The sequence below is a fragment of the Deltaproteobacteria bacterium genome (genome assembly GCA_016178705.1).
Lineage (GTDB): Bacteria > Desulfobacterota > Binatia > HRBIN30 > JACQVA1 > JACOST01.
The window spans coordinates 1-24,030 of the sequence record JACOST010000021.1; the positions used below are offsets into that span (position 1 = coordinate 1).

Sequence of the window (24,030 nt, forward strand, 5' to 3'; positions counted from 1 at the left end):
GGGAGGTTCACCGGGAGACAACCATCAACGCCAGTGGCCCGGTGCGGCTGCGCGCGGACCACCACCCCGCCGCCCCCGCAGAGAAGAGGTGTGGCTTTCATCCCGCCCCTTGACAAACCGAACCATGGCAGACGCAGAGAAACCCGCGTATCATGGCTCCCCACTTTGCGCCTTCGCGCCTCTGCGACTTTGCGTTGAGTTCCCTTCTGCAATTTGAAGTGCGACCGCCGCGGCGCGCCATCAGTGCATCGCGCTGCGGTCACTGTGGCTCAACGTCCAGATATGATGTTAGGCGGCAGGCTTGCCAACGCGGGCAAGCGCCACGCGATAGAACTCATGCCCGTGCATCTTGCGTGCGGCGTCGCCGAAGTAGCGCTGACGATACTCCGCGGCGCCGAGATCGCTTTCGAGAGACAGGCCGCGCTCGGCGAGGAACTCCGGCAACTGGCTTGGGTCGATTCCGAAAGTCAGCTTCTCGCCGGCCCGCTCGAGCGAAGCGAAGAGATTCTTCGTGCCGTCGAATGCGCTTGGCCGCGTGAGTACGTCGCGGTGAACGTACGTGAACAGGAGAAGGCTGCCGGGCGACGCGCGCGAACACCACCGCAGGGTCGTATCGACGGCGGCTTCCGTCAGGTAGTTCGTGACACCTTCCCAGAGAAAGAAAGTGCGCACCGACTCGCGGTAGCAGGCAGCGGCCATGACGGACGCCAAGTCGCGCTGGTTGAAGTCGATGGCAACGAACCGAACGTGCGTCGGCGCGATGAAGAGCACACGTTCCAACGCCTTTCGCTTCGTTGCCTGCGTATCGGGATGGTCGACTTCGAAGACGGTCGTGTCGCGCAAGCACCGCAAGCGATACGCCCGTGAGTCGAACCCCGCACCGAGGATGACGAGCTGTTCCATGTGCTCGCGAATGGAAGCCGCGATTGCATCATCAATGAGCCTAGTACGAGCGACCACCGAGGAACGTACCCCTGGCCAGCGGTTGTCGATGTAGCGAGGCACGAACTCGCGAAGGCCGGGAATGGCCGCGAGCCTGGCCACCAGGGTGAGCGGCCACGTCAGGAAGGTCCGAGCAAAGCGGTCCTCGAAGAGTCGTCTGCGCACGGGAAGCGCCGACTCGATCGCGCGGAAGAGCGCGTTCTGTTCCGCAGTGCGACTTGCGCGCCCGTCTCGCACGGATTCACCGACCGGGTTTTGAAGCCGTGCCGCCCAGCATGCGTTGCAGGCAGATGTCCAGCACTTCGACGTAGGGTTCGACCGCGACGTGATGATCCCATTCTGCTTGCAGCACGAAGCCATGAAACACCGCGATCATGAAGCGAGCGGTGGCGTCCGGATCTAGCTCGCGCGGGATTTCCTTCCGGCGTTGTCCCTTGGCGATCAGTGCGCAGAGGAGCTTGCGCGGCTGGTCGATACCGCGCCGGACCAGCTTCAGAATCTTCGGGTTGCGTTGGGCCTCCGCCCACAACTGAACGCTGACGCGCCGCCGCAATCGTTCCTTGGGGTCGGTGAGGTCGCTGAAGAAGGCGTCCCGAATGTGAGTCAGCGCGTCCGCGACGTTCGACTGCTTTTGCGCCGCCGCGATGAACGCTTGCTCCCGCGCATGGCGCTCGTCGGCGATCGCTTCGATGATTTCCTCCTTGCTGTCGAAGTAGTTGTAAATCGCTCCCGGGCTCAGCTTGGACTGCGCGACGATGTCCTGCATGGTTGCGCGGTGGAATCCTTCGCGTGCAAAGCAAGCGACGGCGGCATCGAGAATCTGATTGCGCCGCGCCGCCAGGTAGGACCGGCTGACTTTAGGCATCGGACCCCCGGCGCGTCATCGCGTCACCTGCGTGCTGCGGAACGCGGGCGACCGCGACGTGATAGAAGTCGTATCCCTTCATCTGCTCCCCATCGGGTCCGAAGGCCTGCCGGCGATACTCCCGTGCGCCGGCATCGCGCTCCAATTGCAGCCCGTGCTGGCGCAGATAGTCGGACAGCTCGCTCGGATCGAGACCAAACGTCCATGGCTCGCCCAATCGCTCGACGTCGCGCAGAATTCCCGCCGCGTCCTCGAACTGCCCAGAACCATCGAGGGCGCCGCGATGCACGTAGGTGAAGATGAGGTGGCTGCCCGCAGCGCAGCTCGCAATGAAGCGAAGTACCGCATCGACGGACTCACCGGTGAGGTAGTTGGTGACGCCTTCCCACAGAAATACCGCCGGCCGTAGCGGATCGAGTCCGGCTTGCCGCAGTGTGTCGGGCAAACTCTGCCGATTAAAATCCATCTCGAGGAAATGGACATTCTCCGGAATCGCGGGAAGCGTGCGCCGCAAGTGGGCAAGCTTCACGGCGCGAGTGGCCGGGTGATCCACCTCAAAGACAACCGCGGAGCCGATGTCGGATAGCCGATAGGCGCGGCAATCGAATCCGGCGCCGAGGATCACCACTTGGTCGATGCCGTCGCGCAATGCCTGGTTGAGCGTGTCGTCGATCAGGCGCGTGCGGGCGATGCCCGACGTGCGTGCGCCCGGGATCCGCCGATCAGCATACCACGCGATCAATGTCCCAAGCAGTGGCAGGCGCGACAACCAGACCAGGCGGCGAAGGGACGAGCGCAGGAAGTGAATCGCGAAGGGATCGGCGAATAGCCGTGAGCCTGGTGGGCGCGCCGATTCGAGGGCGCGAACGAACGCGATGAATTCGGCGGTTCGGCTGGCGTTTCCAGGAGTCATGGTAATAAAACGAATGCTCGTTCTATTTATCTATGTCAATCCCTCCCGCGACGCCGGCCGCCCGGAACCTACAGCCGAACTCTACTCCTTGATTCCCAACGCCTCGAAGGCGATCTTCTTCGCCCAGCGATAGTCCGCTTTGCCGCTTGGGCTGCGGACCATTTCGTCGACGTAGATGATCGCCTTGGGCAGCTTGTAGCGGGCGACGTGATTGGCGCAGAACTCGGTCAGCTCCTCCTTGCCGGGTACTTCGCCGGCGCGCGCTTGCACCACCGCGGTAACTTGCTGACCGAAGCGCGGGTTCGGCGTGCCGACCACCACCGCGTCGTACACCGACGGATGATGCTTGAGCGCCTTCTCGACTTCCTCGGGATAGATCTTCTCGCCGCCCGAGTTGATGCTGACCGAGCCGCGACCAAGCACGACGATGGCGCCATCGGCGCCGATCTTCGCGTGGTCACCCGGTACCGCGTAGCGCGCGCCGTTGACCACCGGGAACGTTTTCGCGGTCTTCTCCGCGTCCTTGAAGTACCCGAGCGGTACGTGTCCGCTGCGCGCGAGCCAACCACTCTCGTCGCTACCGGGCGCCACCTGCGCGCTGAGGTCGTGCGTCAGCACTATCGTCTGCTCGTTCATCTTGAAGCTGCCGGTGCTGGCCGGCATACCCTTCATCGTGATCTGCGAGCCTTGCCCACCGGTTTCCGACGCGCCGAAGCCGTCGATGATCATGAGATGCGGGATCTTGTCGAGGAACTCCTGCTTCAACGCGGGTGTGAGGATGGCGCCACCGGAGAGCAGGATGGTGAGACTCGACAGATCGTAGGTCTGCTTCCCCAGATGATCGAGCAGCGGCCGCCCGAACGCGTCGCCGACAATGGTGAGGAAGCCGATCTTCTCGCGTTCGATGATCGACCAAATGTCGTGCGGGTCGAGGTGGCCGGGATCATTTTGCACGATGACGGTGCCGCCTTGATGAAAGCAGGTGAAGGCCATCCAATGGGCGGCGCCGTGCATGAACGGCGGTGCGGGAAGCGCGCGCATCGAGCTGGCCTTCGCCATCTCGACAATGCTGCCGATCGACTCGTGCTTCATGCCGCCGGGGAGAGCCCCGCCCAGCGCGCCGAAGAAAATGTCCTCTTGCCGCCACAGCACGCCCTTCGGCATCCCGGTGGTGCCGCCGGTGTAGAGGATATAGAGGTCGTCGGAAGACCACTCGACCGGCGGTCGCTCGGGTGACGATTCGCGCACCGCGTCTTCGTAGTCGACCGCGCCCGGCAGCAACCCGTGGCCCGATTCGTCGGCGACCTGCAGCAGCACTTCGAGGTGGGGCAGGTCGCCGCGGATTTTCTGCAACGTCGGCGCGAAGCGGGCGTGGTAGATCAGCGCGCGGCAATCGGCATCGTTGAGCAGGTAGACCAGCTCGTCTTCGACATAGCGGTAGTTGACGTTGAACGGCGCCACCCGCGCCTTGTAGGCGCCGATCATGCCTTCGAGGTACTCGTTGCCGTTGTAGAGGTAGATGCCAAGGTGGTCTTGGCCCGACTCGAAGTTCTGCAGCGTCGCGCGCTCCTGATGGCAGCCGAGACCGCGGCTGCGCAGGAAGTTGCCAAGCTGGCGCGTACGGGTCGTAAATTCCTGCCAACTGATGCGGCGGTCGCGATAGACGATGCATTCGCGCTCGGGAATGGCCGCGGCGATCGCCTCGTTGATTTCAGCGAGATTGAACCCAGGCATGATGACCAACTCCTGTCGAGATCTGGTGCTGTGCTCTGCCAGGATTGGGTACGCAAGGCAAATCGCGACTCGTCCCCGTGATTCGTGATCGTGAACCCTGCTGAGATAGCTTCCCGACGAGCACGAACCACGAGCCACGAGCACGGATTTGAGCCGCGCGCGCCGATCCGCTATGCGTCGGGTCCTCTTGAAGGGACAAAGGAGTCGACCACCATGGGATTGAAGAGCGGAGACAAGGCGCGCCACTATCGCCAGCAGCGCCAGCGCAACCTGCGTCGAATGGAAATGCGTGCGCTGCGCGCCACGTTGGAGCAGCAAAAGGCCGCCGCGCCGCAAGCGGCGGCGAACAAGTCGGCGCAATAGACCCGCCATCATTGGTACGCCCGATCGGTCAGATCCACCCGATCGGTCCTCGGACATCCGGCGATCCGCTAGGCCAACCGACGATGCGGTGGCCATGATAAGATCGACGGCGCTGCTTATGGCGCTGGCCGCGACCGCGTGCAGTCGTGAACCCGCGCAACCGGCCTCGCCATCGCCCACGCCGGTCACCGAAGGCCGGCCGGGGCTGCACGATCACACGCCGCATCACGGCGGGATTGTGGCGATGGCCGGCATGATTCACCTCGAAGCGCTGGCCGCATCCGATGGGCGGGTGCAGGTGTATCTCAGCGACGTGTGGCGGCGGCCGCTGCCGCTGGCCAACGTGAATGGGTCGGTCACGCTGCGCGTCGCCGGTCAGCCGGTTACGCTGCCACTGGTGGCGCGTGAGGACCGGTTAGAAGCCAGCGGGCCCAGCGTCACGGGCGCGTCGGTGAACGCCCACGTCGAGTTGGTGCACGACGGACAATCCGTCGAGATGAACTTCCAGTTGCCGCTGACGGCCGGCGCAGTTGGGGCGCCGGGCGTGCCGGCGGCTGGCTGCGTGCCGCTGACCGCGTCGAGCGCAGACGGATCGCGGTTGCCCCGCTGTACCATGACCTTCGCACGCGCGATCACTGCGGTCGCCACAACGCCGGACAACGCGACGGCGTTGATCGCTGCGGTCGATGTCGGCGTCAGCGGTTGGCGATTGCCGGCGGGCCAACTGGGCGTCGCCTTCGTCGCGTCGCCGCCGGTCACGGGTCCGGTGGAAGAAGCGCCGCATGCGGAATCCGTCAACGCCATCGCCGTGAGCCCCGACGGGCGCGACGCTGTGGTCGCGGTCGAAAGTCGCTTGCTGCGCTATACCATCAGCAGCGGGCAACTCGTGCGCGAACTGCCGACGCCGGGTGGTGTCGTGCGCGCCGTCGCGTGGTCGCGCACTGGCGATGCGCTGTTGCTCACTGCCTTCTACGATCGTGCCGCGCATCTCATCAGTGCCGCCGATGGGCACGAACTCGTGCGCTTTCCGGTCGAGCGCGAGGCCGCCACGGTCGCGGCTGCGCCGGACGGTCGAACGGTAGCGGTCGGTAGCGAAGCGGGGCCGATTGTTTTGTTCGAGCAAGCAACGGGGGCCGTGCTGCGCACACTCAGCGGTGCGCGCGGTCCGGCGCGCGCGCTCACGATCGCAGGTACCCGCGTATTCGCCGTCGGCGATGACGGCGTGCTGCGCGCGTGGGATGTCGGGACTGGTGAACTCGCCTACGCGACTCCGCTCGGCAAAGCGCTTGCACGTCTCGGCGTCAGCGAGGACGAACAGCGCGTCGCGACCGCCGGCCTCGATGGAATCATCCGGGTGTACGCGGTCGCCACCGGAGCGTTGATCGAGCAACTCCAATGGCACCACTCGCAAGTGCTCGGCCTCGCGTGGGCCGGCGCCACGCTGGTATCGGGCGACACGGCGGGGCAGGTCGCGTTGTGGGAGATGGCGAGCCACGGCGGCGCGCAACCGAGCGCGAACTAGGCGAGCCGCTCGGTCACGTTCTCAATCGGCAAGAAACTCCCGCACGTGCTTCAGAAACACATCGAGCTGGTCATGATGCACCCAGTGGCCGGCGCGCTCGATGTTGACCAGCTTGTAGTTTTTGAACGCAGTGGCCCGCCCGTCTTTCTCGGGATCGGAGGCCCACGACTCGGTGCCGCGGACCAGCAGCACGGGGCAGGTGATCTGACTCCACAGTGCGCGGGCGTCCTTCATATTGAAGAGATACGGTGAGGCGGCGCGCACGTAGTTGTCGAACTTCCACAGATACGTCCCATCTTCGTCGCGGTAGCAACCGTGGATGGTGAGGTGGCGCGCCTGCTCAGGCGAGAGGTGCGGGTTGGCGTCGCGCATGCGTTCGACGGCCTCGTCGAGGTTCTTGTAGCGGCGCGGATGGCGGCGGGAGAGCGCCTTCATCTCGGCGATCCATTCGAGCATGCGCTCTTGCGCCGGGCGTTCGCGGATCATTCCGGGCGGCGGCCCGAGCCCCTCGATGGCGACGATCTTTTTGATTCGATCGGGATACGTGCCGGTGTATTGCAGCGCGATCGAACCGCCGAGCGAGTGGCCGATGATGGTGATGGGAAAGATCGCGACCGCATCGAGCAACTGCGCGACGTCGAGCGTGTAGTCGATCATCGCGTACATACCGCCGACCGACCACTGCGAGTCGCCGTGACCGCGGAGGTCGGGCGCGATGATGTGGTAGTCGTGACGCAGGTGCTGCGCCACCCAATCCCAATTGCGCGCGTGATCACGGCCGCCGTGGACGAGGAGCAGCAGCGGTTTGTCGTGATTGCCCCAATCGACATAGTGGAGCTTCAGCCGCTGCGAGTAGAAGTAGTGCGAGGTCGGTCCGATCAACGCGTCTGCCATCGCGCGAGACGATAGCGTGGGGGCTGAGGATACGCCAGCCGCATCGCCGAAGGGTACTGTCTTCACACAGTACTCCCCAAAGAGGCGGCGCAGTCGGAATGCTTTGAAATGGGCGGTGCGGACGTGATTGAATGCCGCAATGGGGAACCGGCCGAAGATGAAGACTGGCACGAGAAACGTGGATCGTCGGTGTGTGACGCGGACCGCGGCATTGCTGATGACTCTGACTATTGTCGGGTGCATCTCACGCAGCATGCGGATCCAGCAGAAGGGGCTGACCTGCGTCGACGCGCAACGCGTCGCTGCTGCCGCGGTGCGGCGGTTGAGCTACACGATCAACACGGTGACCAGGCCCACGCCGGGGACGCCGGGCATGATCACCGCCTCGCGCGACTCGGGTGGTAGCACGCAGAGCTTGGTGGTGCAGGTGTTCTGCACCGCGATGGGCGCCGAGATCGAAGCGACCACGGACCAGGAAGGGTTGGCAGCGATCACGTTTCCGAGCGAGTTCCAACGCAGCTTCGAGGCCGCCGCGGCGGTCAAGGCGCCGCCGCGAGCCGCCGCTGAAACTGGTCTCGACGTGCTCGTCACACCCGAACGTGACGGCGGCACGCTGGGCGTCAGTCCGGGTGACGCCTTCCTGGTGGTCAGCGTTCGCATCACCAACCATACGCCGCGCACGTATGGCTTTCGCGTCGACGACCTGGTGCTGCAAACTAGCGATGGCGCGCGCGCGACGCACTTGAAGGTCGCCGACCTCACCGCGCACTTCGACGCCACGGACGCGGAGACGTTGCGACAAAAGGTGCTGCGCGACCGCGACCTCGCGCCCAACGATACGCTCACCGGCTTTCTCTATTTTCCATTCAAGTCGTACGCGCGTGCCCGGGTGGTGCTCACCGATCGATCAAGCGACGAGCCGGAAGGGTTTTCGATCGAGTTCTGATCGGCCTCAAGGAGAAGTGTGTGCCCCGGAATTTCGTCCTCGCACGACCGGCGTGCGTCGTTTGCCTGCTGGTGTTGGCCAGCTGCACGCCGCCGATCCGCCAGTTCGATCTCAAGGATCAACCGCTGTCGTGCGAGCAGGCCAACCGCTACGCGCACGACACGCTCAAGACCATGGGTTACGCGATTACGATGTTCACGCCGGCACCGACAGGAGGAACGGGCGTTGTGAAGGGAACGCTGGACGAGCGTGGCAGTTCCAAGAGTGCGACTGTGGTGATCACCTGTGGCAGCGCCGGGCCAACGCTGGATGCGTCGGAGGACGGCAAGCTGCTCGGCCAGATCGAATTGCACCGCGCGTTCTACTTGACATTCACTGGCGTGGTCTCGCAGCAACAGGCGCTGGCGAAGATGGCGAAGGAGCAAGCGGCGTTGCCGCCGGCGCAGCGCAAGCAGCAAGGCTTCGAGGTCCTGATTGCCCCGGCACCCGGACAAGCGGCGCGCATCGATTTTGCCGCCGACTTCGCGGCGACGGGCGTGTTACCGGTGCGCGTGGTGGTGCACAACCGCAGTGAGCGGAGCTATCGTCTCGACCCGGATGAGATCGTGATGGCGCGCGCCGACGGCGAGCGCGTCCATCCGCTATCCGTCGCCGAGGTGCTCGAACGCGTGCAGCAGGGTTCGAAGATGGCGGCCGACGGTGCGCCGCCGATCGCGGATCTGGCGGCGCTCCCGCAGCAGTTGGAGAGCAAGCGGTTTACCGCCACGACGATCCCGCGACAGGGTTCGGCGGAGGGATATCTGTTCTATCCGCTCGCGCCGTACAAGCGGGCGCGCGTGCTGGTCACCGAGGTCGACAGCGACGAGAGCGAGGGCGTGGTCGTGGAGTTCTGACCCCGTGAAACAGAAAGCAGTGGATTACCTCGGTCCGGCTCGGTTATAGGTGGACGGACTAGAGAGAGAGACGTGGAATCATCCGAGCCCAGTGGGGTCCGGGACAGTTTCCGGAGTGAGATTGCCGGCGCGCTGCAACGCGGCGCACCGGTGGCGCTGGGAGTCTTTGTCCTCGGACTGATTGCGATCAGCGTCGCCGAGCTGGTGGATCATCCCGAGCGGTTGACCGCCTCGTTGGCAGCCATCATGGCGCAGCTCGCTCTGGGCGCCGCGGCGTATGGAGCGCACCGGCGCATGGGGCAGGCGACGCAAGCGCGCTCGGTCATCGTGGCGATGGTACTCATCGGCCTCACCATCATGACCGCCTACAACGTGGCGGTGCGGGCAAATGCAGAGCTGTTCGCGCTGTGGCTAACGATCGTGCTCGTTGGCCTGTCGCAGTTGATCCCGATCGGGGCATGGGCTCAAGGCATCATCGCCGCATTCGCGTTGGCGGGCTTCACCGCGGCCTTGGCGGGCGGCGCGCTCTCCGTGCTGTCTCCAGCCGTGGCGTGGATCTCCCTTGCCAGTGTGGCCGCAGTGACCGTGGTCGGTGCGTACCTTGCGGATCAGCAACGCCGCGACGCCGTGAGAGCACGTGATGCCGTGCGGCGTGAGGCTGAGATCGCCACGACGCTGATCGACATCAGCCAAGAACTCAACGCCACCCTCAGCCGCGCCGAAGTCCTCACCCGCCTTGCGCGCCGTGCCGTGCAGGTGTTTGGCGCTCCAATCGGGGCCATCAATCTGATCGAAGGGGGCCGGATGCGCATCGTCGAGGCGTGTGGGTTGCCGGAGGCGGAAGCGCGCGCTGCGCGTGCGATGTACTTGACCGTCGATGACATCCCCGGCGGCTGGGAGTTGCTCGCCCAACCGTTGATCGAGCTGCCCGACGTACGCCAGCAGCCCCTGTTCCCGGCCGAGCTGCTGCTGCAGTTTGGTTACAGCGGGTTGCTGATCGCACCCATGCGCCGCGGCGCTACCATCGTCGGCAGTGTGTCGTTCATGTATCGCGAACCGCGTGCTCCGTTTACCGACCATGAACGCATGCTGGCACGCGGCCTGGCCGAGCAGGCCTCGCTGGCGCTGGAGAATGCACGGCTCTACGAGGAGCAACAGGAGGCGGCCGAGATTGCGACGGCGCTATTGCACGTAGCGGAAACCATCGGCAGCTCGCTCGATCCCGAGCAGGTCGAACAAAGCCTGGCCAGCTTGGCGCGCGATCTTCTGCACAGCGATGGCGCGGCGGTGTACCGTCACGACGAAGGGCGGTGGCGACTGACTGCGGTGGTGGGCTCAGGGCTGCCCGTCGTGAACATCGGGGAGTTTCGGACGATGGACATCGACGACCAGGCGTTTCCGTTCTTCCGCGAATTGCGCCGCAGCGGGATAGTGGAAATCGCCGACCGTGACACGCAGAATTTCGTACCGGCCGGACTCCTCAAGCGGTCGGACGTACGCTCGTCGTTGACGGTGTTGCTGGCGCGCGGGGCGGACCCGCTCGCGATCATCGTCGTCTCGCACAGTGAACGCAGTGGCGCGTTCTCGGCGCGTGAACGGCGGGTCTTGTCTGGCCTCGCGCAGCTCGGCGTCGTCGCGCTCACGAACGCCTATCTCGCCGAGCAGTTGCGCGGCGCCAATCGCGTCAAGTCGGAGTTCGTGGCGGCGATGTCGCACGAGTTGCGCACGCCGCTCAATGCCATCCTGGGCTACGCGGACATTCTGCGCGATCAAACGCTTGGACCGGTGCAGCCGGCCCAACTCGAAGCTCTCGATCGCTTGCACGATCGCGCTCTCGATTTGCTGCAGATGGTGCAAGCCACGCTTGATCTGAATCGATTGGAGGCTGGGGTGCCGATGCTGGACTGGGTCGAGGTCACCATCGGCTACATCGTGGAAAGCATGCGGGTGCAGATCCCTTCGCGCTGGCTGAAGCCGGATGTCGATCTCACCTTTGACGTCGAAGGGGCGGAGCGCCGTCTGTGGACCGATACCGGCAAGCTCCACACAGTGGTGCGCAATCTGGTTCACAACGCGCTCAAGTTTACGACTCAGGGCTCGGTTCGAATCAGTGTCCGCCCCGACGGCAATGACACCGTCATCATCGAGGTGCGCGACACTGGCTGCGGCATTCCGCCCGAGCAGATCGGCGAGATCTTCGAGATGTTCGTGCAGGGCGGCAACACCCATACGCACGATGGCGTAGGGTTGGGACTGCACCTGTGCCGGCGGTTTGTTACGCTGCTCGGCGGGCAGATCGAGGTCAACAGTCAACCGGGGAAGGGTTCGCTGTTCCTTGTGCGTTTGCCCGTCGGGACGCGTCTGGCGGCGGGAGCTACCACGGCCCCGACGGCTGACGCCACCGTCGCGGTGTCGGCGCGTCTCTGAGACTCACGCGGTTGCGGCAGATCGGCGGCGTCCGGCGAGCACATTTTGACACTCTCCTTTCGGGTGGCGACAGAACAACATCACCCGCCGTGACCCAGACCGCTAATCCCCATTGCCACGTTCTGGCAGCCATATTGCTGAGCGTATGACATGGCTGGGCTCATGTCCCCGCCTTAAGGAGGCACACAATGCCCGCGCAGCAACCCTGGCAACCGGAAACTCTCCTGCACGAACTATTCGGACCTGACCACGTCTTGCCCGAGCAGTTCTACGGATCGAACGACAACGCTACCCGGCTGTCGGGAGAGCGGGCGTTGATGTGGGCGGTATTCGCTGACGGGATTGACTGCTACCGCCGCAACGTTGGCCAAGCGACCCGGCGCGAACTCGCCGATTTCCGCGAGGCGGAACGCTGGATTCGCGCCAACGATTGGGAGTGGGCCTTCTCGTTCGTCAACCTCTGCGAAGTGTTCGGGTTCCAACCCGCCGCAGTGCGCCGCGCCCTGAGCGATTGGCGGATCCAGCGCAGCCGTGCGCCATTCCGTCGCCAACGCTTCCGGCCAGTGACGCTGCACGCGGCGGCGTGACCGCCGACTTTACCTCCGTTCACCGGGTGTGGTATGGCCGCGTTGGCTTTGACCTATCCCCACAAGCGGAGGACCCATGGCGACACAGGCAGAAAGCGAAGCGGTCGAACTTAGAGATAAAGTCTGGACGTACACGCAGCGGCTGGTCGTGCTGTTGGTCGCCGTGTTCGCGGGCTTGCTGATTGGTTACAAATTCTGGGGCCAGGCAGGGCAGTTGCAAGAGCAGGTGACTCAGCTTGAGGATCGCGTGGGTGTCCTGGTCAAAGAGCGCGACACGCTCAAGAGCCAGATGGCCATCCTCGACCGTGACAAGAAGGATGTCGAACGTCGCCTGCAAGACCTGCAAGCGCGCACGGGCACGCCCGCCGATAGTGGCGCAGGCGGTGTCGTGGTCGACTAAGTCTCGCACTGCCGGCGCCTAATTCGGACAGCTCGCGCCGGCGGCTTTGTTGACAAGCCGTACCCCGTTCTATAGCTTCGGCGGTCCTTGAATTTCTCGCCTGCCGCCGCGGGCGCATCCTCCTACTATGTTCGACAACCTCTCGGAAAAGTTTGAGCGCACCATCAAGCGGCTGCGTGGGCACGGCAAGATTACCGAGCGCAACATCGATGAAGCGTTGCGCGACGTCCGACTCGCTCTGCTTGAAGCCGACGTCAACTTCCAGGTTGTCAAAGATTTCCTCGATCGCGTCCGTGCACAGGCGGTCGGCCAAGAAGTGCTTGCGAGCCTGACCCCCGAACAGCATTTCATCAAGATCGTCAACACCGAGTTGGCCGACTTGATGGGCGGGCGCGCGGTGGATCTGGACCTTGCGGGGCCGCCGCCCCTCGTCATCATGCTGGTCGGCCTCAACGGTGCGGGCAAAACCACCACGGTCGCCAAGCTTGCTCGTCACCTGATGCACAGTGGACGACCGGCGCCATACCTGGTCCCCGCAGACGTGTACCGGCCGGCTGCGATTCAGCAGCTCACCACGCTGGGCGCGCAAGTCGGGTGCCCAGTTCATCCATCCGACGCCAGTGCGGATCCCGTGGCGTTGTGTCGCGATGCGGTGGCGCTGGCGCGCCAGCAGGGCCACCAGATCGTGCTGATCGACACCGCCGGTCGTTTGCATGTCGACGACGAGCTAATGGCCGAACTGGAGCGTATCAAGGCGGCAGTCAACCCGCAGCGCATCGTGCTCGTGATCGATGCCATGACTGGGCAGGACGCCGTGAACGCGGCCACCGGGTTTCATCAACGCATCGGACTCACCGGCGTGATCCTCACCAAACTCGACGGCGATGCCCGCGGCGGTGCGGCGCTGTCGGTCCGCGCGGTGACTGGTGCGCCGATTCTCTTCGGTGGCATCGGGGAGAAGGTCGACGCGTTGGAAGTCTTCCATCCTGATCGTATGGCCGCGCGCATTCTGGGGATGGGTGACATCCTGACACTGATCGAGAAAGCCGAAAGCGTCTACGATCAGAAGCAAGCGTTGGCGCTGCAAGACAAACTCCGTCGCAACGAATTCACGCTCGACGACTTCCGCGATCAGATTCGCGCGCTGCGCAAGATGGGCAACATGGCCGATCTGATGAAGATGATTCCCGGCATGAAGAAGCTCGTCAAAGGCGTCGATCTGGACGGCGCGGAAGGCGAGCTGCGCCACATCGAGGCCATCATCAGCTCGATGACCAAAGAGGAGCGCCGCAATCACACGATCCTGAACGGCAGCCGGCGCAAGCGCATTGCGCTGGGCAGCGGCACCAGCGTCGCCGACGTCAATCGATTTCTCAAGCAGTTCGTCGAGACCAAGAAGGTCATGAAGCACATGAGCAAGTTCGCACGCCCCGGGATGCGTCCCGGGCTGCCCAACTGATTGCCCCACTTCGGGGAGAGGAGTAAGAGAGTCGCATGCCTACCACCATCCGTTTGGCCCGTTTCGGCGGGAAGAAACATCCCTTCTACCGTATCGTCGTTGCCGACTCGCGTGCCCCGCGCAACGGCCGCAACCTGGATCAAGTCGGGATCTATGACCCGACGACGACCCCGGTTCGGCTCGAGTTCCGCAAAGAAAAACTGACCCGCTGGCTGCGCACCGGCGCCCGCCCGAGTGCCACCGTGTCGGAACTGCTCAAGAAGTCCGGGATCAGCCGGATTGTCGCGGCTCCAGCAGAGGGAGACACGTCGTCATCATGAAGGAGTTGGTCGAATACCTGGCGCGCTATCTGGTGAACCATCCAGATGCCGTCGAGGTGAAGGAGACCCAGGGGGAAACCGCCTCCGTCCTGGAACTCCGAGTGGCGCAAGAGGATCTGGGGCGGATCATCGGCAAACAAGGCCGCACCGCCAAGTCGATTCGGACGATTCTCAATGCCGCCGCCTCGCGCACCAACCGCAAGGTGATGCTCGAGATCCTCGAAAACAAGTAGGCGGCCCGTTCACCGGTGCCGCCCGCCGACTTCACTGCTCTTTCCGCTACCCACGGCGCGCCTGACGAGCCGCTGTGCCCCCTCGGCACGATCGTCAACACCCACGGGATCCGCGGCGAAGTGCGCTTGCTGCCGTACAACCCCGACTCGGACACACTGCAACCCGGCCAGACCGTCGTGCTGCGCTGGGCCGATCGCACGCAGCCCGCGCGGCTACGGAGTGTGCGCGCCCATAAACTGTTTCGCCTGTTAGTCGTCGAAGGTGTCGACTCGGCGACGGCTGCCGAAGCGCTGATCGGCGCCGAACTGTGCATCGCCATGGCCGCATTGCCAGCGGCGCGTCCCGGTGAGGTCTATCATCATTCGCTGATCGGTTTGAGCGTCTATACGCTGGATGGGCGCGATCTGGGGATCGTGGATAGTGTGATGGCAACCGGCAGCAATGACGTCTGTGTGGTTCGCGGTGAATCCGGCGAGCACCTGATTCCATTGATCGAAGACATCGTCCGCGAAATCGACGTGGCCGGCGGCCGCTTGGTCATCGACCCGCTCCCGGGCTTGTTGGACTGAGCGATGCGCTTTCACCTCGTCACGTTGTTTCCGGAACTCTTCGACTCCGTGCTCCGCGCGTCGATGCTGCAAAAGGGGCAGGAGCGCGGCGCGATCGAGTTCGTGCGCTACAACGTCCGCGACTACGCGACCGACAAACACCGGGTGACCGACGATGCTCCCTACGGCGGCGGGCCGGGGATGGTGATGAAGCCGGAACCGCTGGTGGCCGCAATCGAGGCCACCGGCGACGGTCCAACACGGCCGCGGCGCATCCTGTTGTCACCGCAAGGTCGCGTGCTGACTCAAACGGTTGCGGCAGAACTGGCCGCACTACCCGCGCTCGCACTCGTTTGCGGCCGTTATGAAGGCGTCGACGAGCGGGTGCGCGAGTTCGTCGACGATGAAATTTCGGTCGGTGACTACGTGCTCTCCGGGGGGGAAATCGCCGCGCTTGTGGTGATCGATGCCGTGAGTCGACTGGTGCCCGGCGTGCTCGGCGCCGCCGAGTCGGCGGTGGCCGAGTCGTTTCAAGACGGTGTGCTCGAGTATCCGCAATACACGCGACCGCCCGAGTTTCGCGGACGTGAGGTTCCGCCAGTGTTGCTGTCGGGCGATCACGAGACGATTCGACGTTGGCGCCGCGCGCAAGCATTGCAGCGCACTGCAGCACGGCGCCCCGATCTGTTCGAGCGCCTCTCGTTGAGCGAGGCCGAGCGCGCCTTGCTCTCGCTCCGTCCGCCGCGCCCTCGCCATGGCTGATCTCTACCTGGCGCTGATCCATTTTCCCGTCCTCGATAAGAACGGTCTGATCGTCACCAGCGCGGTGACGAACATGGACGTTCACGACATCGCGCGGACCTGCCGCACCTATGGAGTCAGTCGATTCTTCGTCGCCACACCAGTGAAGACGTTGCACGCGCTGGTCGCCAAAATCATTGAGCACTGGCAGACCGGCTACGGCAGCACCTACAACGCCACTCGCAAGGATGCGCTCGCCCTTGTGGCGCTCGCCAACGATCTCGACGACGTGATGATCGCCATCGAACGCGAGGCCGGCACGCGCCCGGTGGTGATCGCGACCTCGGCGCGATCGCGGGGCGATCGCCTGACCTTCGCCGAACTGCGCCGACAGATCGAGCACGCGGCCGAACCGCGGCTGCTCCTGCTGGGAACCGGGTGGGGGCTCGCCCCCGCCGTGCTCGATCGCGTCGACGGATTGCTCGAGCCGTTGATCGGGCCGAGCGACTACAATCATCTCTCGGTACGGGCGGCGGCCGCGGTCATTCTTGACCGGCTGCGTGCGCCGCGCTAGAAGAAGCCCCTCTTTTCCACACGTTCCCCTTCCAACGAGGTGATGTCATGACCCTGATCGATACGATCGAGCGCGAGCAATTGAGGACAGATGTCCCGGTTTTCAAGGCGGGCGACACCCTGCGCGTCCACGTCCGAGTGGTCGAGGGTGACAAGGAGCGCATTCAGGTCTTCGAAGGGGTCGTCATTCGCCGTTCCCGCGGCGCCAATCGGGCGACGTTTACGGTGCGTAAGCGGTCCTACGGGGTCGGGGTCGAACGGACGTTCCCGGTTCACTCGCCGCGCATCGCCAAGATCGAAGTCATGACGCGCGGCCAGGTGCGGCGCGCCAAGCTGTACTATCTGCGCGAGCTGTCCGGAAAGGCCGCCCGCATCGAAGAAGAGGCCCCAGCGCGAACCGACACCGCCACCCCGGCGGCGAGCTAGCCGAACTCACGCTGCCGAGGGCTGCGAGAGACGCGTCGCTTCGGCTACGCCTCGGGGGCCGCGGCGACGGTGTGCAACGGCACGACATTGTCGCGTGCCGGCTGAATCCGGCAATCGCCATCCAACTGGCCGCCGTCGGCGACCACGAGACTGCGGGTCTCGATGGTGCCGGTGAGTTGGCCACCCGGACCGATCTCAACCCGCTCGGCGCCACGAACGTCACCACGCATCTTGCCCAGCACGATCAGCTTCAGCGCACGCACGGTGCCGTCGACGAAACCATCTTCGCCGATCACCAGCAGTTCGCTGGCGCGCACCTCGCCCCGCAAGGTGCCGTCGATGCGCGTCGGTACGGTGAAACTCAACCGACCAGTCACCACGGTGTCGGCACCCAGCAACGAGCGCGGCATCGCGTGTGACGGCATCATGGCTCCCGGCGACTTGTTCACCGCAGGTGCTGTGGTGGCAGTCGTCACCGGATTGGTTGGTATGCTGCGTTCCCGCCCACTTGCTGCGGGCCCTCCTCCCGGCCGTCTCCAATTCACGGCATCCTCCTTCCCCTCCCTCATGCAGGGAATACGGGACAAGCTACCGCATGACCCCCGCGTCCTGCAACTAGTGGCGGCAATTCTTTCCGGCAGCGCGCCTCGGCGTGGGCACAGCGCGGATGGAACGCACAACCCGGTGGCGGATTGATCGGACTCGGTACGTCGCCCGGTAGGATGATGCGCGCGCGCTTGCTGGTGGGATCGGGAACCGGCACCGCCGACAGCAGCGCGCGAGTGTACGGATGGCGCGGGTTGCGATACAGCTCGACGCTCTCCGACAGCTCGACGATTTTCCCGAGATACATGATCGCCACGCGGTGGCTGATGTGCTCGACCACGCGCAGGTCGTGCGCGATGAAAAGGTACGCGAGGCCGAATTCGGTCTGCAGGTCTTGCAGTAAGTTGATGATCTGCGCCTGGATCGACACGTCGAGTGCGGAAACAGGCTCGTCGCAGACGATCAGTCGCGGTCGCACCGCGAGCGCCCGCGCGATGCCAATGCGCTGGCGCTGGCCACCGCTGAACTCGTGCGGATATCGCTCGTACGCATCGGGACGCAGGCCGACGCGTTCGAGCAGCTTCATCACCAACTGCCGCTTCTCCTCTCCGCGAGCAATGGCATGAATGTCGAGCCCCTCGCCGACGATCGTGCCGACGCGCATGCGCGGGTTCAGCGAGCCGTACGGGTCCTGAAAGATGATCTGCATCTCGCGTCGCTTGGCGCGCAACGCCGCGGCGCTCAGCGATTGCAAGTTCACGCCGTCGAAGATCACCTCGCCGGCGGTCGGTTCGAGCAGGCGCAAGACCAGCCGCCCGAGCGTCGACTTGCCGCAACCCGACTCGCCGACGATGCCGAGCGTCTCGCCCGGGTTGATGGTGAGATCGATGCCATCGACCGCGCGCACCTGCTGCGTGCCGCGGCCGAAGAATCCGGTGCCCACAGGGAAGTGCTTGATCAGCCCGCGCACTTCGACCAGCGGCGTCATGCCGGCCGGGGGCGTCATGCATGGACTCCGGCAACGCCCGTCTCGTGGGCGCGGATGCACGCCGCGAAGTGATCGGCGCCGTAGGCGTTGAGTGGTGGATCGGTGGTGGCGCAGGGCGCGATCGCGATTGGACAGCGATCGCGGAAGCGACAGCCGCTCGGCAGATCGAACAAGTTTGGCACCACCCCAGCGATGGTTTCGAGTCGGCGAGCTTTCTCGTTGCCCACCTTGGGCACCGAACGCAGCAACCCGCGAGTGTACGGGTGCAACGGGTGGGCAAAGATGGTGGTCACCGGCGCGCGCTCGACCACACGGCCGGCGTACATGATGGCGACGTCGTCGGCGCGCTCGGCTACCACGCCGAGATCGTGGGTGATGAGCAGCAGCGCCATCCCGAGGCGATCGCGCAGGCCGCCGATCAGATCGAGGATCTGCGCTTGAATCGTCACATCGAGTGCGGTGGTGGGCTCGTCGGCGATGAGCAGCCGCGGATTGCACGACAACGCCATGGCGATCATCACCCGCTGGCGCATGCCGCCGCTGAGCTGGTGCGGATACTCGTCGACGCGACGCTCCGGTTCGGCGATTTCCACCAGCTTGAGCATCTCGATGGCTTTTGCGCGCGCCGCTTGCCGGCCGAGCCCCTGATGCAACCGCACCGCTTCCGCGATCTGGTTGCCGACGGTGAACACCGGGTTGAGCGAAGACATCGGCTCCTGAAAGATCATCGCGATGTCGTTGCCGCGTACGCCGCGCATGTCGCGTTCGCTGAGGTCGAGCAGCTTGCGCCCGTCGAAGATGATCTCACCGGCAATGCGCGCCTGTGGCGGCACTAGGCGGAGCACCGACAGCGCGGTCATCGTCTTGCCGCAGCCCGACTCGCCCACGACCCCGAGCGTGCGTCCGACATCGAGCGACAACGACACGCCGTCCACCGCGCACCCGTCACCGTTGCGCGTGCGAAAGGTCACGCGCAAGTCGCGAATTTCCAGCAACGCCACGGGGTCCTTCCTAGCAGCCTCGCTGCGGAAGGGAAACTGAGCACGACTGCTTAGCCGACGATCTTGGTATCCAGACTCCGCCACAGATACCACGACGCGATCGAGCGATACGGGCGCCAGGGTTCAGCGATCGCTTCCAGCGCGTCTCGCCGCGGTAGCTCGTCGAGCGCGTAGAGCAACTGCGCGGCTTTGCGAATGCCGTAGTCGCCGACGGGCAAGACATCGGGGCGGCCGAGGCCGCCGAGCAGCAACATGTGCGCGGTCCACTCGCCGATTCCCTTTACCGCGGTGACCGCGGCGATCACGTCTTCGTCGGGCAAGTGCCGCAACCGTTGCGACGAGAGCTTGCCGCTGGCGAAGTGGTCGGCGAGGTCGCGCAGGTAGGCGGTCTTCTGCCGCGACAACCCGGCCGCACGCAACGCCGTGTCCGACGCCGTGACGAAACGTGCGGGTGCCGGCACGCGGCCGCCGAACAACGCCTTCACTCGTCGCTCGATCGCGGCGGCGGCGGCGCCCGCGAGTTGTTGGTAGAGCACGGCGCGAAACAGGGAGCGGAAGATGTTGTCGTCGTGTACTTCGAGGCGGCAGGGACCCACCGCGGTGATGATGTGCGCCAGCCGGTCGTCCGCGCCGCGCAGGTGCCGCACGCCAGCGGCGCGACGGGCGGGCGTGAGTGGAGTGAGGGAGGTCATAGGAAGGTAACGCAAAGGCGCAAGGGCGCTAAGACGCAAGGCGGAACTCAGAGACCGTTGGCCACACGACGGATACCATCCTTAACCAAACGCTCCCCGAAGTTGATTACCATCCCGAGTTTCATACCAGTCAAGCGCAGGTCGGTGAGAATCTGGGCCTCAAACAACGGGCTGTGCTGCGCAGTGGCCTTGCATTCAACGATGACCGAGTTGTTGACGATGAGATCGATGCGAAGCGGGTTGGCGAGGATGTGGTCTTTGTAGGGAATCGGCAACGACACTTGTCGCTGCATGCGCAATCCACGTTGGTCCAGCTCCCACAACAGAGCCTCTTCGTACACGCTCTCCAGCAATCCTGGTCCCCCAAGCGTTCGATGAACTTCGATCGCACATTCAAAGATTACGCGACTGAGATCGTTCTCGTTCACTCGCTCTCTCCGCCTTGCGTCTTAGCGTCCTTGCGCCTTTGCGTTGAATTCCGAATCCGTCCCCTACAGTTCCAAATCCGTCCCCGACGACTCACGCTCCAAAATCCGCCGGCAGATGCCGGCGATGGTTGCGCCGGCTTCGTCCGGGCTCAACCCCAGTGGGCGAATGTTGGAGACGCATTTGCGGTCGGCGTCGGTGGTGCTCGGGCCGGGATGAAAGGTGAGGTAGCAGCCGAGACTGTCGGCGGTGCCGAGCCCCGGACGCTCGCCGATCAGATGCACAACCAATTGCGCGCCGGCCACCTCGCCGATCGCGTCGGCAACCGCTACGCGCCCGTTGCGCACTGCCACCGGCACACCGAGCGTGCCGAGGCGCTTGAGATGATTGCGCAGGGTTGGATATAGCCGTTCGAAATGAGCCTCGGCCGCGTGCGCCGACAGGCCGTCGGAGAGCACGAGTTGAATGGCGACGCGCTCGGGACTTTGCGCGCGGATGCGATCGAGTTCTGCTGGTGGCAGGTGCCGGCCGAGCGGGGGCTGGCGAATGTACGTGAGACGGTTCGCCGCGCTCGACGTGACGAGGACGAAGCCCAAGTCGCACAGACGATCGAGAAAGGGCGGACTCCACTCGCTCCACACAGCATCTTGCGCCGCGGCGTGATCGCGTTGGAACTGCAGCCACGTTGCCGTGCGCGGCCGTGCGCCGGCTCGGCCCACGTTGAGACGCGCCGGCGTTGCGCGGCGGGCGCGCTCGAGATCGAAGGTCACAACAACACCCGCGCATCGCCGGCGCGCGCGGTCAGGCGGCCGTGTTCCATCAGCCCGCGTGATTCGAGCCACGCCTCGAACTCCGGTGCCGGGCGCAAGTCGAGCAGCTCGCGCAGCGCGCCGGCGTCGTGGAACGACGAGCTCTGGTAGTTCAGCATGCAGTCATCGCCCATCGGCAGCGCCATGAAGTAGTTGCAGCCGGCGGCAGTCAGCAGCACGGCGAGATTCTCCAGATCGTTCTGATCGGCGGCCATGTGATTCGTGTAGCAAACGTCGACGCCCATCGGGACGCCGAGCAGCTTACCCATGAAGTGATCTTCGAGCCCGGCCCGGATCACTTGGCGAGCGTCGTAGAGATACTCGGGGCCGATGAAGCCGACCACAGTGTTGACGAGCAGCGGCTGATAGCGCCGGGCCACGCCGTAGCAGCGCGCTTCGAGCGTGAGCTGATCGAGCCCCGCGTGCGCCGCGCTCGACAGCTCGGAGCCCTGCCCAGTCTCGAAGTACCAACGTGCCGGGCCGGTGAGCCGACTCTTGGCGCGAATGATCGCATCGCCTTCGTCGAGGAGCTTGAGGTCGATGCCGAAGGCGCGATTGGCCGCCTGCGTGCCGCCGACCGATTGAAACAGCAGATCGAGCGGCGCGCCGATTTCGAGCGCGCGCATCTGCGTGGTCACGTGCGCGAGCACGGAGACCTGCGTCGGAACCTCGAGACGCTCACGCGTCGATTGCAGCGCGTCGGCGAGGCGCTGCACCACTTCGATGCGATCGTCGACCGGATTGATACCGAGCACCGCGTCGCCGCATCCGAAGCTCAGCCCTTCGAGGGTACTCGCGAGCACGCCGTCGACGCCGTCGCGCGGATGATTCGGTTGGATGCGCGTCGCCAGCCGTCCGCTCTGCCCGAGCGTGCTGCGCCCGGCGACGATCACCGGCAGCTTCTTCGCGGCCAGCATCAGGTCGAGGTTCGACATCAATTTTGCCACCGCCGCGACCATCTCGGGCAACAGTCCCGGACGCAGCGCGATCACCGCGTCGCTGGCATCAGCGAGCAGATGCTCCCGCAGCTCGCCAACCGTCCAATCGGCGATTGATTGATAGATGGAGTGATCGAGTTCGTTCAGAAACGCGCGGCTCAGTTCGTCCGCTTCCGGCGGCAGCAACGGTTCGTCGACGAAGGCCCGCAGCCGCACGTCGGCGAGCGCGGTCTTCGCGGCGACGCGTTCCTTGGCATCGGCGGCGGCGAGGCCGGCGAGCTGATCGCCCGACTTCTCCTCATTCGCTTTCGCCATCACCTCCGCGAGCGAGGCGAACGTGTAGCCGTCCGCGCTGAAGGGCATGCCCGAGCATACGGAGCGCTGCCGCACGACGTCAAGCGTCGTTAGTGGTCCGCGGCGTCGGCTTCAATCCAACATCAAAGTTGTGGCGGCTGCTCATCGCGACTCTTGGCCGACACCTGCGAGGCGGCCCGGCTTCTCGCCAGACTTCTCGGCAAGATTTCTCTGCAAGATTTTTCTAAACGTCTCGTGCTAGAGATGCCGTGCGGGAGGGAGGTTTCGTGGCGCGTGACTGGCGGCGTGTGTCCGACGATGAGCGGCTCAGCCTGGTGCTCCGTCGGATGCAGGTGGGAGGTGTGTGCGTTCTCGCGGGCCTGCTGCTGTTCGCGGTCGCCGACTGGGTACAAAGTCCCGCTCACCTCGGCATGCTGTATCTGCTCAAGAGCATCATGGCGGCGCAAGTGGCACTCTTGCTCTGGGCGATGCGGCAGCCACGGGCGCAGGCACGAGCGCTCGAACTCGCGGCGCTGTCGATTTGCTCGCTCTACGCCATCGGCATGATCCAATCGACGTTCGTGATCGGCGAGGTCCAGGCGGCGCCGGCGAGCTTCATCATCATCAGCATCTGCGCCGCCGCGTTGTTGCCGTGGGGCGCCACGGCGCAGGCGGTGACGGTGGCGTTTGGCATCGCGATGATGTGGATCAACGCGGTGGTGGTGCAGGGCGACCTGGCCGCGGTGTTGGGGTATTTGCAGGTCGCCGCGTTCATCGGGTTGGCGATCTCGGTGTACCTTGCCGCCGTGTTCGAGCGTCATCGGCTGGCATTGGCGCAGACGCAAGCCGATCTCCGGCACGCCAACGAGGTGCGGGAACGATTCGTGGCCACCATGTCGCACGAACTACGCAACGCGATCGGGGCGGTGATGGGCTACAATGATCTGCTCCTCGAGGGCGTCGCCGGGCCGCTCAATGAGAAGCAAGCGGAGACGGCTCGGCGAGCGTACGAGTGCGCGGTGGAGATGCGGGACGTGTTGACGGCGACCCTCGATCTCAACCGGTTCGACGCGCGCGACATGCGATTGGATCTGCAGCCGGTTGACCTGAACGAGTTGGTGGCGGAGTTGCGCGGCGAGATTGTTCGTCCGCCGACCAAGCCCAACGTGCAATTGGAGTGGCGCGCCGCCGCGTCGCACCCGCTGCAGACGGATCGACTCAAGTTGAAGATGGTGCTGCGCAACCTGGTAGGCAACGCGCTCAAGTTTACCGAGCAGGGCCGGGTCGAAGTCGACGTGGCGACGGACGCGACCGGAGCGGAGATCGTCGTGCGCGACACCGGGGCGGGCATTCCGCCGGCGGCGCTGCCGACGCTCTTCGAGCCGTTCGAGCAGGCACATGGCGAGGTCTCACGGCAGCACGGCGGTGCCGGTCTCGGACTTCACATCGTGCGGCAACTGGTCGATGCCCTCGGCGGTGAGATCAGTGCCGAGAGCGCCGATGGCCGCGGTACGGTGTTCCGCATACGCCTGCCCGCGCGACCGTGAAG

The 24,030-nt window shown here is 64.8% G+C and carries 27 protein-coding genes; 15 read left to right on the top strand and 12 right to left on the bottom strand.

Going from position 1 to position 24,030, the window contains the following annotated elements:
- Positions 1-288: 288 nt before the first annotated feature.
- From HYR72_14735 to HYR72_14750, 4 genes are all read right to left on the bottom strand, one after another.
- Complete coding sequence (locus tag HYR72_14735) at positions 289-1,179, bottom strand: SAM-dependent methyltransferase (GenBank protein MBI1816231.1); 891 nt, start codon at positions 1,177-1,179, stop codon at positions 289-291.
- Positions 1,180-1,183: 4 nt separating this feature from the next.
- Positions 1,184-1,807: a TetR/AcrR family transcriptional regulator gene (locus HYR72_14740; GenBank protein MBI1816232.1), complete on the bottom strand. Its 624-nt coding sequence runs from the start codon at positions 1,805-1,807 to the stop codon at positions 1,184-1,186.
- The gene (locus tag HYR72_14745) at positions 1,800-2,720 is read right to left on the bottom strand and encodes an SAM-dependent methyltransferase (GenBank protein MBI1816233.1); all 921 of its coding nucleotides are present in this window, start codon (positions 2,718-2,720) and stop codon (positions 1,800-1,802) included. The genes HYR72_14740 and HYR72_14745 overlap by 8 nt, the downstream gene beginning before the upstream one ends.
- Positions 2,721-2,801: 81 nt before the next feature.
- Positions 2,802-4,454 carry an acyl-CoA synthetase gene (locus tag HYR72_14750; GenBank protein ID MBI1816234.1) on the bottom strand — a complete coding sequence of 551 codons (1,653 nt, stop codon included), beginning with the start codon at positions 4,452-4,454 and terminating at the stop codon, positions 2,802-2,804.
- Between the two features lie 213 nt (positions 4,455-4,667).
- On the opposite strand from HYR72_14750, the gene HYR72_14755 reads away from it, so the two are divergent.
- Together HYR72_14755 and HYR72_14760 are read left to right on the top strand one after the other, a co-directional pair.
- The gene (locus HYR72_14755) at positions 4,668-4,817 is read left to right on the top strand and encodes a hypothetical protein (protein ID MBI1816235.1); all 150 of its coding nucleotides are present in this window, start codon (positions 4,668-4,670) and stop codon (positions 4,815-4,817) included.
- 94 nt (positions 4,818-4,911) lie between these two features.
- Positions 4,912-6,339: a PQQ-binding-like beta-propeller repeat protein gene (locus HYR72_14760; protein ID MBI1816236.1), complete on the top strand. Its 1,428-nt coding sequence runs from the start codon at positions 4,912-4,914 to the stop codon at positions 6,337-6,339.
- 21 nt (positions 6,340-6,360) lie between these two features.
- Here the strand turns inward: HYR72_14760 and HYR72_14765 are convergent, their stop codons facing one another.
- On the bottom strand, positions 6,361-7,233 hold the full coding sequence (locus HYR72_14765) for an alpha/beta hydrolase (protein MBI1816237.1): 873 nt from the start codon (positions 7,231-7,233) through the stop codon (positions 6,361-6,363).
- Between the two features lie 217 nt (positions 7,234-7,450).
- On the opposite strand from HYR72_14765, the gene HYR72_14770 reads away from it, so the two are divergent.
- The 12 genes from HYR72_14770 to rplS all read left to right on the top strand — a co-directional run bounded on the left by HYR72_14770 (position 7,451) and on the right by rplS (position 16,787).
- Positions 7,451-8,179: a hypothetical protein gene (locus HYR72_14770; protein ID MBI1816238.1), complete on the top strand. Its 729-nt coding sequence runs from the start codon at positions 7,451-7,453 to the stop codon at positions 8,177-8,179.
- Positions 8,180-8,199: 20 nt separating this feature from the next.
- Entirely contained in the window at positions 8,200-9,072 is an 873-nt protein-coding gene (locus HYR72_14775; protein MBI1816239.1) for a hypothetical protein, read from the top strand.
- Positions 9,073-9,144: 72 nt separating this feature from the next.
- Entirely contained in the window at positions 9,145-11,499 is a 2,355-nt protein-coding gene (locus HYR72_14780; GenBank protein MBI1816240.1) for a GAF domain-containing sensor histidine kinase, read from the top strand.
- A gap of 188 nt (positions 11,500-11,687) precedes the next feature.
- Positions 11,688-12,086 carry a hypothetical protein gene (locus tag HYR72_14785; GenBank protein ID MBI1816241.1) on the top strand — a complete coding sequence of 133 codons (399 nt, stop codon included), beginning with the start codon at positions 11,688-11,690 and terminating at the stop codon, positions 12,084-12,086.
- Positions 12,087-12,162: 76 nt separating this feature from the next.
- Positions 12,163-12,486 (top strand): hypothetical protein, encoded by a 324-nt coding sequence (locus HYR72_14790; GenBank protein MBI1816242.1) that lies wholly within the window; start codon positions 12,163-12,165, stop codon positions 12,484-12,486.
- A gap of 127 nt (positions 12,487-12,613) precedes the next feature.
- Positions 12,614-13,945, top strand: a complete 1,332-nt coding sequence (gene ffh, locus HYR72_14795; GenBank protein ID MBI1816243.1) for a signal recognition particle protein — start codon at positions 12,614-12,616, stop codon at positions 13,943-13,945.
- A 35-nt stretch (positions 13,946-13,980) separates the two neighbouring features.
- Positions 13,981-14,265 carry a 30S ribosomal protein S16 gene (gene rpsP / locus HYR72_14800; GenBank protein ID MBI1816244.1) on the top strand — a complete coding sequence of 95 codons (285 nt, stop codon included), beginning with the start codon at positions 13,981-13,983 and terminating at the stop codon, positions 14,263-14,265.
- Positions 14,262-14,498, top strand: a complete 237-nt coding sequence (locus tag HYR72_14805) for a KH domain-containing protein (protein ID MBI1816245.1) — start codon at positions 14,262-14,264, stop codon at positions 14,496-14,498. Before rpsP ends, HYR72_14805 begins: the two co-directional genes overlap by 4 nt.
- A 15-nt stretch (positions 14,499-14,513) precedes the next feature.
- Positions 14,514-15,068 (top strand): 16S rRNA processing protein RimM, encoded by a 555-nt coding sequence (gene rimM, locus HYR72_14810; protein MBI1816246.1) that lies wholly within the window; start codon positions 14,514-14,516, stop codon positions 15,066-15,068.
- Positions 15,069-15,071: 3 nt separating this feature from the next.
- The gene (trmD, locus tag HYR72_14815) at positions 15,072-15,809 is read left to right on the top strand and encodes a tRNA (guanosine(37)-N1)-methyltransferase TrmD (GenBank protein MBI1816247.1); all 738 of its coding nucleotides are present in this window, start codon (positions 15,072-15,074) and stop codon (positions 15,807-15,809) included.
- Entirely contained in the window at positions 15,802-16,362 is a 561-nt protein-coding gene (locus tag HYR72_14820) for an RNA methyltransferase (GenBank protein ID MBI1816248.1), read from the top strand. The genes trmD and HYR72_14820 overlap by 8 nt, the downstream gene beginning before the upstream one ends.
- 47 nt (positions 16,363-16,409) lie before the next feature.
- The gene (gene rplS / locus HYR72_14825) at positions 16,410-16,787 is read left to right on the top strand and encodes a 50S ribosomal protein L19 (protein ID MBI1816249.1); all 378 of its coding nucleotides are present in this window, start codon (positions 16,410-16,412) and stop codon (positions 16,785-16,787) included.
- 44 nt (positions 16,788-16,831) lie between these two features.
- Here rplS and HYR72_14830 read toward each other — a convergent pair whose 3' ends face one another.
- The 7 genes from HYR72_14830 to HYR72_14860 all read right to left on the bottom strand — a co-directional run bounded on the left by HYR72_14830 (position 16,832) and on the right by HYR72_14860 (position 22,550).
- The gene (locus HYR72_14830; protein MBI1816250.1) at positions 16,832-17,215 is read right to left on the bottom strand and encodes a polymer-forming cytoskeletal protein; all 384 of its coding nucleotides are present in this window, start codon (positions 17,213-17,215) and stop codon (positions 16,832-16,834) included.
- 137 nt (positions 17,216-17,352) lie between these two features.
- Entirely contained in the window at positions 17,353-18,321 is a 969-nt protein-coding gene (locus tag HYR72_14835; protein ID MBI1816251.1) for a dipeptide ABC transporter ATP-binding protein, read from the bottom strand.
- A 14-nt stretch (positions 18,322-18,335) separates the two neighbouring features.
- A complete protein-coding gene (locus HYR72_14840; GenBank protein ID MBI1816252.1) occupies positions 18,336-19,322 on the bottom strand; it encodes an ABC transporter ATP-binding protein in 987 nt (328 codons plus the stop codon).
- Positions 19,323-19,372: 50 nt separating this feature from the next.
- On the bottom strand, positions 19,373-20,014 hold the full coding sequence (locus HYR72_14845) for a DNA-3-methyladenine glycosylase 2 family protein (GenBank protein MBI1816253.1): 642 nt from the start codon (positions 20,012-20,014) through the stop codon (positions 19,373-19,375).
- Between the two features lie 47 nt (positions 20,015-20,061).
- Positions 20,062-20,442, bottom strand: a complete 381-nt coding sequence (locus HYR72_14850) for a GxxExxY protein (GenBank protein ID MBI1816254.1) — start codon at positions 20,440-20,442, stop codon at positions 20,062-20,064.
- A gap of 63 nt (positions 20,443-20,505) precedes the next feature.
- Complete coding sequence (eutC, locus tag HYR72_14855; protein MBI1816255.1) at positions 20,506-21,210, bottom strand: ethanolamine ammonia-lyase subunit EutC; 705 nt, start codon at positions 21,208-21,210, stop codon at positions 20,506-20,508.
- The gene (locus HYR72_14860; GenBank protein ID MBI1816256.1) at positions 21,207-22,550 is read right to left on the bottom strand and encodes an ethanolamine ammonia-lyase subunit EutB; all 1,344 of its coding nucleotides are present in this window, start codon (positions 22,548-22,550) and stop codon (positions 21,207-21,209) included. Before HYR72_14860 ends, eutC begins: the two co-directional genes overlap by 4 nt.
- 218 nt (positions 22,551-22,768) lie before the next feature.
- On the opposite strand from HYR72_14860, the gene HYR72_14865 reads away from it, so the two are divergent.
- Positions 22,769-24,028, top strand: coding sequence for a HAMP domain-containing histidine kinase (locus tag HYR72_14865; GenBank protein ID MBI1816257.1), 1,260 nt, complete (start codon positions 22,769-22,771; stop codon positions 24,026-24,028).
- The last annotated feature ends 2 nt before the right edge of the window (positions 24,029-24,030 follow it).